This window comes from Agromyces albus (genome assembly GCF_004134825.1).
Taxonomy (GTDB): domain Bacteria; phylum Actinomycetota; class Actinomycetes; order Actinomycetales; family Microbacteriaceae; genus Agromyces; species Agromyces albus.
In genome coordinates, this window is sequence record NZ_SDPN01000042.1 from 25,795 (window position 1) to 35,377 (window position 9,583).

Annotated in this window: 9 protein-coding genes; 7 read left to right on the forward strand and 2 right to left on the reverse strand. The window is 72.3% G+C overall.

Annotated features, from left to right (window positions below; genetic code table 11):
* Window positions 1-116 precede the first annotated feature (116 nt).
* The 7 genes from ESP51_RS16865 (at window position 117) to ESP51_RS16895 (ending at window position 7,746) form a co-directional block, all read left to right on the forward strand.
* On the forward strand, window positions 117-515 hold the full coding sequence (locus tag ESP51_RS16865) for a YciI family protein (RefSeq protein WP_129522059.1): 399 nt from the start codon (window positions 117-119) through the stop codon (window positions 513-515).
* Entirely contained in the window at window positions 512-1,843 is a 1,332-nt protein-coding gene (locus ESP51_RS16870) for an RNA polymerase sigma factor (RefSeq protein ID WP_129522060.1), read from the forward strand. Before ESP51_RS16865 ends, ESP51_RS16870 begins: the two co-directional genes overlap by 4 nt.
* 83 nt (window positions 1,844-1,926) lie before the next feature.
* Window positions 1,927-2,829, forward strand: a complete 903-nt coding sequence (locus tag ESP51_RS16875) for an ABC transporter ATP-binding protein (protein WP_241843227.1) — start codon at window positions 1,927-1,929, stop codon at window positions 2,827-2,829.
* Complete coding sequence (locus ESP51_RS16880; protein WP_129522061.1) at window positions 2,826-3,692, forward strand: ABC transporter permease; 867 nt, start codon at window positions 2,826-2,828, stop codon at window positions 3,690-3,692. Before ESP51_RS16875 ends, ESP51_RS16880 begins: the two co-directional genes overlap by 4 nt.
* Before the next feature lie 21 nt (window positions 3,693-3,713).
* Window positions 3,714-4,961, forward strand: coding sequence for a sensor histidine kinase (locus ESP51_RS16885; RefSeq protein ID WP_129522062.1), 1,248 nt, complete (start codon window positions 3,714-3,716; stop codon window positions 4,959-4,961).
* A complete protein-coding gene (locus ESP51_RS16890) occupies window positions 4,958-5,596 on the forward strand; it encodes a response regulator (protein ID WP_129522063.1) in 639 nt (212 codons plus the stop codon). Before ESP51_RS16885 ends, ESP51_RS16890 begins: the two co-directional genes overlap by 4 nt.
* A gap of 566 nt (window positions 5,597-6,162) precedes the next feature.
* Window positions 6,163-7,746 (forward strand): bifunctional phosphatase PAP2/diacylglycerol kinase family protein, encoded by a 1,584-nt coding sequence (locus ESP51_RS16895; protein ID WP_241843228.1) that lies wholly within the window; start codon window positions 6,163-6,165, stop codon window positions 7,744-7,746.
* A gap of 93 nt (window positions 7,747-7,839) precedes the next feature.
* Here the strand turns inward: ESP51_RS16895 and ESP51_RS16900 are convergent, their stop codons facing one another.
* Together ESP51_RS16900 and ESP51_RS20700 are read right to left on the reverse strand one after the other, a co-directional pair.
* The gene (locus ESP51_RS16900; protein ID WP_206737342.1) at window positions 7,840-8,529 is read right to left on the reverse strand and encodes a LuxR C-terminal-related transcriptional regulator; all 690 of its coding nucleotides are present in this window, start codon (window positions 8,527-8,529) and stop codon (window positions 7,840-7,842) included.
* Window positions 8,522-9,583 (reverse strand): sensor histidine kinase (locus ESP51_RS20700; protein WP_164990573.1); only part of this gene is annotated, 1,062 nt, incomplete at its 5' end. The genes ESP51_RS16900 and ESP51_RS20700, both read right to left, overlap by 8 nt.

Consider the following 9,583-nt stretch of genomic DNA (forward strand, 5'->3'; position numbering starts at 1 on the left):
GCGATGACGGAAATCGACGCGCTCGAAGTCGCCGAGGCACGCGGTTTCGGCGAGAAGTGTCGATTCGTCCTTCCTCCGTTCGTCGTGAGTGCATACCGTGTGAACTGGAGGACACCATGGAATTCCTGATGCTCGTCATGTCGAACCCCGCCGATGGGGAGCCGTTCGTGCCCGAAGACGACAACATCGGCGACTGGGTCGATGAGGTCGAGAGCCGCGGCGTGCACATTCGCGGCGAGCGACTGCGACCGCCCGCCGACGCGACGACCGTGCGTCGCCGAGCCGGGGAGGTGCTCGTGACCGATGGGCCCTTCGCCGAGTCGAAGGAGTGGATCGCCGGCTACGACATCATCGAGTGCGAGAGCCTCGACGAGGCGATCGAGATCGCGTCGAAGCATCCGATGGCCCGGTTCGGCCACATCGAGTTGCGACCCGCGTGGCCGTTCGACGCGCACGAGTCGCCGCGGGAACGCTACGAGCGCGAGCTGCTCGAGGAGACGACGGCGGCCGGATGACGCCAGCCGCGACATCCGTCGGCGACGCCGTCACCCGCGCCTACCACGAGGAGTGGGCGCGGGTGACGGCGACCCTCATTCGCCAGACGGGCGACTGGACCCTCGCCGAGGAGTGCGCGGCCGACGCGTTCGCGCGCGCCGTCGAGCGATGGCCCGACGAGGGCGTGCCACGGAATCCCGGCGCGTGGCTCACGACGGTCGCGAAGAATCTCGCGATCGACCGGTTGCGGCGACGGGCGAACGAAGCGACGAAGGCGCGGGAGGCGGCCGAGATGGACGAGGTGGAGCGGGGCGGGAGCGTCGGGCGACGCGCCGGCGCGCGATTGCCGGCCATGCCGGACTCGCCCGGCGTCCCGGGGTTCGACGACGCCGACGAGCCGGCCGACGGGGTCGACGATCGGTTGCGACTCGTGTTCACGTGCTGCCACCCGGCCCTCGCGCTCGACGCTCGCGTCGCGCTCACGCTCCGAACGCTCGGCGGGCTCACGACCGAGGAGATCGCGCGGGCGTTCCTCGTGCCGGAGGCGACGATGGCGCAGCGGCTCGTGCGCGCCAAGCGCCGCATCCGCAACGCGGGCATCCCGTACCGGGTGCCCGATTCCGCGGCGCTGCCCGAGCGGCTCGGCGGCGTGCTCGCCGTGCTCTACCTCGTGTTCAACGCGGGGTATTCGGCGCCCGGCGGCGACGCGGCGCGAGGCCGGGCGCTCGCCGACGAGGCGATCCGGCTCGCGCGACTCGTCGTACAGCTGCTTCCCGATGAGGGCGAGGCGAGCGCGCTGCTCGCCCTCCTTCTCCTGCAGGACTCCCGGCGCGACGCGCGCGTCGACGACGCCGGCGAGCTCGTGCTCCTCGAAGACCAGGACCGTACCCGCTGGGATCGATCCGAGATCGCGGAGGGTCTCGCAGTGCTCGACGGCGGCGCACGCGGCGGCGGCGACTCCGCGCGCGGGCCGTACCGGCTCCAGGCCGAGATCGCGGCGTGCCACGCCACGGCGCAGTCTCCTGCCGCCACCGACTTCGAGCGCATCGCCTCGTGCTACGACGAGCTCGCGGCGCTCACCGCCTCACCCGTCGTGGAGCTCAACCGGGCGCTCGCGCACGGCTTCGCGGGGCGCGCGCAAGCAGGGCTCGACGAGCTCGACCGGCTCGAGGCATCCGGCGCCCTCGATCGCTATCACCTGCTGCCCGCAGCGCAAGCCGAGCTGCTCGTGCGGCTCGGGCGAACGGATGCCGCGGCCGCGCGCCTGCACGAATCGCTCGCGCTCGCCCCGACCGAGGCCGAGCAGCGGCAGTTGCGGCGCCGGCTCGCCGAGGTCGCCGCGCTCTGACGGCGGCATCCACCGATCGGTGGAGGGTGGAATCAGCCGTGCGGCGACTGTCGCGCACCGGCCCGAGCGGGCAGGCTCGGAGCATGGACATGACAGCCTCTGGCAGCACGGATGCCGCGGTGCGGATCCGCGGGCTCCGGAAGACCTACGGCGGGCTCGCCGCCGTCGACGGCATCGACCTCGACATCGCCCACGGCGAGACCTTCGCCCTGCTCGGACCGAACGGCGCGGGCAAGTCGACGACGATCGAGATCCTCGAGGGCTACCGCCTCCGCACCTCGGGCGAGGTGAGCGTGCTCGGCGTCGATCCCGCCCACGCCGGACTCGACTGGAAGTCGCGACTCGGCATCGTGCTGCAATCGGCGACCGAGAGCGGCGTCTACACCGTGCGCGAGCAGCTCGCGCACTTCGCGAGGTTCTACCCCTCGCCGCGCAACGTCGACGAGGTCATCGCGGCCGTCGGCCTCGAGGCGAAGGCGGGCACTCGCGTCGGCAAGCTCTCGGGCGGCCAGCGCCGCCGGGTCGACGTCGCGCTCGGCATCATCGGCCGACCCGAACTGCTCTTCCTCGACGAGCCGACGACGGGCTTCGACCCCGAGGCGAGGCGTGAGTTCTGGAAGCTCATCCGAGGTCTCAAGGCCGAGGGCACGACGATCGTGCTCACGACCCACTACCTCGACGAGGCCGCCCAGCTCGGCGATCGCGCGGGCGTGATCCTCGGCGGACGACTCGTCGACGTCGGCAAGGTGGGCGAGCTCGGCGGGGCCGACGCACGCGTGCCGATCGTGCGCTGGCGGGACCGCTCGGGGGTGACGCGTGAGGAGCGCACCGAGGCACCGGCCGAGCTCGTGGCATCCGTCGCCCGTGAACTCGGCGGCGAGCCCGAGGGGCTCGAGGTCATCAGGCCGAGCCTCGAGGACATCTACCTGCAACTGGTGCGCGCGGCAGGGGCCGAGGCGCACGACGCCGAGGAGGTGCTCGCATGAGCGCGACGACCGGCACGACAGGCACCGCTGGCACGACCCGATCGAACCGGCCGCCCAGCGTCGCGGCCATCGGCATCGCGCGAATCGGCTACGAGACGAAGGGCTACTTCCGGTCACCGGATGCGGTGTTCTTCACGTTCCTCTTCCCGCTCATCATGCTCGGCATCTTCACGGCGGCGTTCAGCGCGGCCGGCGAGATCCAGCCGGGGCCCGATGCCGAGGGCCTCTCGATCGGCGCGTATTACCTGCCGGGCATGCTCGCGGCGGGCATGCTGCTCTCGGGCGTGCAGAACCTCGCGGTCGACATCGCGACGGAGAAGGGCGACGGCACGCTCAAGCGGCTCGGCGGCACCCCGCTCTCGCCAGTGTCGTACTTCCTCGGCAAGATCGGCCAGGTGTTCGTGACGGGCGTGCTGCAAGCGGCGCTTCTGCTTCTGGTCGCCGCCACCGTGTTCGGCATCGCCCTGCCGACGGCCCCCGAGGCGTGGCTCACGTTCGCCTGGGTCTTCGTGCTCGGCGTGGCGACCTCGGCGCTGCTCGGCATCGCGCTCTCGGCGCTGCCGCGCTCGGGCAAGAGCGCGACCGCGGTCGTCATCCCCATCGTGCTCGTGCTGCAGTTCATCTCGGGCGTCTACCTGCAGTTCTCGCAGCTGCCCGAGTGGATGCAGAACCTCGCGAGCGCCTTCCCGCTCAAGTGGATGGCGCAGGGCATGCGGGCGGCGTTCCTGCCCGACGACTTCGCCGTGCTCGAGCAGCACGGCACGTGGGACCTCGGCTGGGTGGCGTTCTGGCTCATCGCGTGGCTCGTCGTGGGGCTCGTCGTGAGCCGGCTGACGTTCCGCTGGATCCGGCGCGACGCCTGAGCCGCGTGCGAGAGTTGCAACATGCTCAAGGTTCGGTGGTGGGATGCCGCGGCGTTCGTCGCCGTGGCCGTCACGGTGCTCTTCGGCCTCGTCGGCCCGTCCGTCACCAGGAACGACGTGGGCGTCTGGGGCGTCGATGCGGCGTTCCTCGTGCTGTACTTCGCCTACGCGCGCCGGTACGCCACCGGGGCTCCCATGCGGCATCACCTCGCGATCTCGATCGGCTTCGCCGTGATCATCGCGGTGGGCACGGCGTTCGAGCCCTCCTTCGCCATCATGCAGGCCTTCGTCTACCCATTCGTGTGGTCGACGGCGCCCGACCTGCGGAGCGCACTCGCGGCGAACCTGTTCATCGCGGTGGCGATCGTCATCGGCTACGTGGCGCGGCTCGGCGTTGCCGGGATCCTCACGGGGGTCGGCGTCGCTGTGCTCTCGGTGGGGTTCAGCATCGCCCTCGGACTCTGGATCACGAGGATCGCCGAGTACGGCGAGGAGCGTGGGCGCCTGCTCGATGAGCTCCGGGCCGCACAGGGACAGCTCGCCGTGATGCACCGTGATTCGGGAGTCCTCGAGGAGCGGGGCCGGCTCGCCCGCGAGATCCACGACACGATCGCGCAGAGCCTGACCGGGCTCGTGATGGTCGCGCAGCGGGCGGGCAACCGGCTCGAGCCGGTCGAGGGCGAGGCGGCGGCATCCGCTCGCGGCGACGTGGAGCTCATCGAGCAGATGGCCCGCGAGGCGCTCACGGAGGCGCGCGGACTCGTCGCCTCGCTCACGCCGGTGGAGTCCGAGGCCGGGCTCGCCGACGCGCTGCGCCGGCTGGCGACGAGCTTCGAACGCGAGACGGGTGTGCGGGTCTCGGTGGCGGCCGATGCCGACGCGCTCGACCGAGAGCTCGAGGTCGTGCTGCTGCGGTGCGCGCAAGAGGGGCTCGCGAACGTGCGCAAGCACGCGCACGCCGAGCACGCGACGATCGAGATCGCGGCGGGGCCCGCCGAGGTGGTGCTCGTCGTGCGCGATGACGGCGTCGGACCCGCAGGAGCGGTGCCCGGAGAGCGCGGATTCGGGCTCTCCGGCATGCGCGATCGCGTCGCGCTCGTCGGCGGCGAGTTCGCATTCGGGCCAGGCGAGACGGGCGGCACGGTCTTGCGAGTGGTCGTGCCCCGAACGGATGCCGCCGCGCCGATCGTGACATCGCCGACACCACCGCTGCCGGCGCCGGCGCCGTCACCCACGCCGACACCGGCCTCCGAGGAGAACCCCGCATGACCGAACCCATCCGCGTCGTCGTCGCCGACGACCACCCCATCGTGCGCGCCGGCATCGTGGGACTGCTCGAGACCGCCGCGGGCATCGAGGTGGTCGGCGAGGCCGCCGACGGCGCCGAGGCGGTCGCCCTCGCCGAGGCCGAGCGCCCCGACCTCGTGCTCATGGACCTGCGCATGCCCGGCGTCGACGGTGCGAGTGCCACGGCGAGCATCGTCGCGGCCGGCACCGGTACCCGAGTGCTCGTGCTCACGACGTACGAGACCGACGACCACATCCTCGCCGCGATCGAGGCGGGCGCGAGTGGCTACCTCCTGAAGGCGGCGCCGCAAGCGGAGATCCTCGAGGGCATCCGTGCAGTTGCCGCGGGTGAGACGGTGCTCGCCCCGTCGATCGCCGCGAAGCTCGTCTCGCGAGTGCGGGCGGCTGCGGCATCCGTCGACCTGCCCGCCCTCTCGCCACGTGAGCTCGAGGTGCTACGCCTCGTCGCCGCGGGCCGCTCGAACCCCGAGATCGCCCGCGAGCTCTACATCGGCGAGGCGACCGTGAAGACGCACCTGCTGCACGCGTTCGAGAAGCTCGAGGTGAACGACCGCACCCGCGCCGTGACGCGGGCGATGGAGCTCGGGCTGCTCTGACCGCACCGCGCGGCGATCCGGGAGATCGAGCTGGACTGCTCTGGCCGCACCCGAACTCCCGCTCGCCGGGACGTCAGGTGATCGGCAACCCGGGGGCTGAGGAGTGCCGTGCGGGGGACTCCTGAAAACAAGGACGCCATTCCGCGTCAAGCGGCGTCCTTGCTTTCAGGAGTCGCCTTGTATAGGAACCCGTGGTGAGGTTCAGCCGAGCGGCGGGCGGCGAGCTGACCTGGACGCCGGAATTCCGGCCGCGCGTCATGATTCGGGCTGGTGAGCGTCTCTCAGTTGAGGCGTGCAGGAGGATCCCCCCGATCGAGTACCTGCGCCGCCTCGCTGCGGTCATGTGACAGCTCCGCGGCGGAGCCGGGAGGATCCCCCCGATCAGTACCGGCGCCGCTCTGACGGGTCACGTGATACCCCCGCGGCGGTCCCCGGATGGGCCCCCTCATCCGGGGATCCCCCTGCGGACAGTTCCGGGAACTGGGGAGAATCTCGGCTGTTCGCCAAAACTTCGGCGAATGCGCAACCCCGTCGACGTCGACTGGCGAGCCGCTTACGCTGGCGTCGTGGCCATCACGAGCCTCAGAGTCGCCGTACGACGCACGCGCATCCTGCCGCACTGGCTTCGCCGGGCGGATGCCGCGGTGGGCCGTGCGATCAACCGCCGGCACGCACATCCCGCGATCGACCGGTTCTGGGGCCAGGTCTCAGGATTCGCCGACAAGGGCGTGTTGTGGTGGACCCTCGCCGGGGTGCTCGCCGTGACGAGACGACGGCGGCCCGCGGCCCGCGGCCTGCTCTCGCTGCTCGTGGCGAGCGCGCTCACGAACCTCATCGCCAAGAAGGTGTTCGGCGGCGACCGGCCCCTGCTCGCCGACGTGCCGATCGGGCGGCACCTGCCGAAGCCGCCCATCACGCCGTCGTTCCCGTCGGGGCACTCCGCGAGCGGTGCGGCCTTCGCAACCGGCGTCGCCCTCGAGAGCCCGCGGATCGGTGCGGTCATCGCGCCCGTCGCGATCGGCGTCGGCTACTCGCGGCTGCACACCGGCGCGCACTGGATGTCCGACGTGGTCGGCGGTCTCGCGCTTGGAGCAGCCGTCGCGGGTGCCGGCGCACTTCTCGTGACGCCGAAGCCCGGAGTGGTCCCCGGCCCGCCGCGGACGGGAGCGGATCGGCCGTTGCCGGCCGCGCCCGACGGCGAGGGCGTGTTCGTCATCGTGAACCGCTCATCGGGCACGAGCGTCATGCGCTTCGACCCCACCGCGGTGCTCGCCGAACGACTCCCGCGCGCCGAACTGCACGAGCTGCACGAGGAGACCGCCGCCGAGGCCGTGCACCGCGCCCTCGCGCGCCCCGATCCCCCGCGCATCCTCGGCGTGTGCGGCGGCGACGGGTCGGTCGCGGCCGTCGCCCATGAGGCGCGCACGGCCGGGCTGCCGCTGTTCGTGGTGCCGGGCGGCACGTTCAACCACTTCGCGCGCACGGCGGGTGCGGCATCCGTCGACCTCGCCGTCGACGCCCTGCAGCGAGGTGAGGGCGTGCGAGCGGATGTCGCGGAGCTCTCCTTCGGCCACGAACCGCCCATCACGGTGCTGAACACGGCCTCGGTGGGCGTCTATCCCGACTTCGTCGCCGAGCGCGAACGCCTCGAGGTGCACCTCGGACGGTGGCCGGCGGCGCTCATCTCTGCGATTCGGGTGCTCACGAGGTCTGAGCCCGTGACGATCGTCATGAACGGACGCCGTGCCCGCGTCTGGACGCTCTTCGTCGGCGTGGGTGCCAACGACCCCGGCACGCCGGCTCCCCTCCAGCGCCGGCGGCTCGACGGCGGCGTGCTCGACGTGCGCATGCTGCACGCGGGCTCGCGCGCTCGGGCCGCCGCCTCGCTCGCCTTCGGCCGGCGCACGAGCGCGCTGCTGCGACAGCTGCGACTGCTGCCCGAGCGCATCGAGTCGTTGCGGACCGAATCGATCGAGGTCATCGTGCGCCCCCGTCACGGGCAGCCGCCCGGATTCGCGCACGACGGCGAGATCTCGCTCGAGGCCGCCGAGGAGGCATCCGCCGAGCTCGCCGTGCCGGGCTACCGCACGACGCTGCGGATCGTGCCCGCGGCCCTCGACGTCTATCGCCCGTCGTCCTCCGGTGGTTGAGTAGCGCCGGGCGAAGCCCGACGCGTATCGAAACCACCCTTGGGTAGCCTCGATACGGTCGCTTCGCGTCCTACTCGACCACCGGAACGCCGCTCACAGCAACCGCCGCGCGCTCGCCCACGCCGTCAACTCGTGCCGCGACGACAGCTGCAGCTTCCGGAGCACGGCCGACACGTGCGACTCCACGGTCTTCGTCGAGATGAAGAGCTCGGCGGCGACCTCCTTGTAGGAGTAGCCGCGGGCGATGAGGCGCATGACCTCCTGCTCCCGCGCGGAGAGCCGGTCGAGCTCGTCGCTCGCCGATGCCGTCTCGCCGACCGCGGCGCCGAACGCGTCGAGCACGAAGCCGGCGAGCTTCGGCGAGAACACCGCGTCACCTCCGGCGACCGCGTGCACGGCGCGGCTGACGTCGCCGCCCGACGAGCCCTTCGTGATGTAGCCGCGAGCACCGGCACGGATGACGCCGACGACGTCTTCGGCCTTGTCGGAGACGCTCAACGCGAGGAAGCGGGTGCCGGGCACGGCCGGCGCAGCGCGACGGATCACCTCGGAGCCGCCCGACGCGCCGGCTAGTAAGCCGACCCCGGGCAGGTGCACGTCGAGGAGCACCACGTCGGGTGCGGCATCCGTCACCGCCAAAACCGCGGACTCGACGTCGTGCGCCTCGCCCACGACGAGGATCGCCGGATCGAGGTCTGCCTTCAGGCCCGAGCGGAAGATCGAGTGGTCGTCGACGATGACGACCCGCACGCGCGTCTCGGCCGGGTCATCCGGGTCATCCACGTGCCGCCTCCACTCGTTCGTCGGGGAACCGCAACCGTACCTCGGTGCCGACTCCGCCGGCGCCGCCGCGCACGCTCGCGGAGCCGCCGGCGCGGCGCATCCGGCCGATGATCGACTCGCGCACCCCGAGCCGGTCGCCCGGCACCTCGGCGAGCGCGAAGCCCGCCCCTCGGTCGCGCACGAACACCTCCACCGCCTCGGGCGTCGACTCGACGTACACCGACACCTCGCCGCCGGCGTGCCTGGCCGCGTTGAGCATCGCCTCGCGCGCGGCCGCCGCGAGGTCGCCGCTCGCGCCCTCGCGGGACTCCCCCACGACGACGACGTCGACGGTCACGGGATAGTCGATCTCGAGCGCCGCGGCGAAGTCACGCAGGTCGGTGCCGAGGTCGCTCTCGCGTGAGGTGTCTCCGGCGTAGAGCCAATCGCGCAGCTCCCGCTCCTGCGCCCGCGCGATGCGGGCGACCTCGCTCGTGGCGCCCGCGCGGTTCTGGATGAGCGCGAGCGTCTGCAGCACCGAGTCGTGCAGGTGCGCGGCGATCTCGCTGCGCTGCTCCTGGCGGATGCGTCGCGTGCGCTCCTCGGTGAGGTCGCGCCACTGCGCGATGAGGGTCGGCGCGTACACGAGCCCGATGCCGAGCACGGCGAGCAACGCCGCTCCGAACGTGGGCACGCGCCCCCAGCCCGACCCCGGGCTGAAGACGAGCTGGAGCGCCGTGACGCCGAGCAGCACCGTCGCCGCGAGGCGGATCGCGAGCTCGGTGCGTGGGCCGCGATCCGGGTCGGGCCGATCCACGAACGTGGCCCAGGCACCGGCCGCCACGGCGAGCGCGATGCCCGCGATCGCCGGGCCGAACCACCACGTCGGCGTCACGGCGTCGGCGAAACGCCACTCGGTGTCGGCGACCCACACGCTCACGAGGCAGAGAGCGGATGCCGCGACGAGCAGCCACGCGACCGGCGCGCGCCGCACGGGGCGTGCCCGCTCCGCGTCGGCGGCCGGCGCCCACGGCGTGAGCGCCCAGAGCCAGCAGTAGAGGAGCAGCCCGGCGCC

Coding starts and splice junctions, on each gene's coding strand:
- ESP51_RS16875 (WP_241843227.1), top strand. CDS start 1,927: ATGGACATGACAGCCTCTGGCAGCACGGATGCCGCGGTGCGGATCCGC.
- ESP51_RS16885 (WP_129522062.1), top strand. CDS start 3,714: ATGCTCAAGGTTCGGTGGTGGGATGCCGCGGCGTTCGTCGCCGTGGCC.
- ESP51_RS16870 (WP_129522060.1), top strand. CDS start 512: ATGACGCCAGCCGCGACATCCGTCGGCGACGCCGTCACCCGCGCCTAC.
- ESP51_RS16890 (WP_129522063.1), top strand. CDS start 4,958: ATGACCGAACCCATCCGCGTCGTCGTCGCCGACGACCACCCCATCGTG.
- ESP51_RS16880 (WP_129522061.1), top strand. CDS start 2,826: ATGAGCGCGACGACCGGCACGACAGGCACCGCTGGCACGACCCGATCG.
- ESP51_RS16865 (WP_129522059.1), top strand. CDS start 117: ATGGAATTCCTGATGCTCGTCATGTCGAACCCCGCCGATGGGGAGCCG.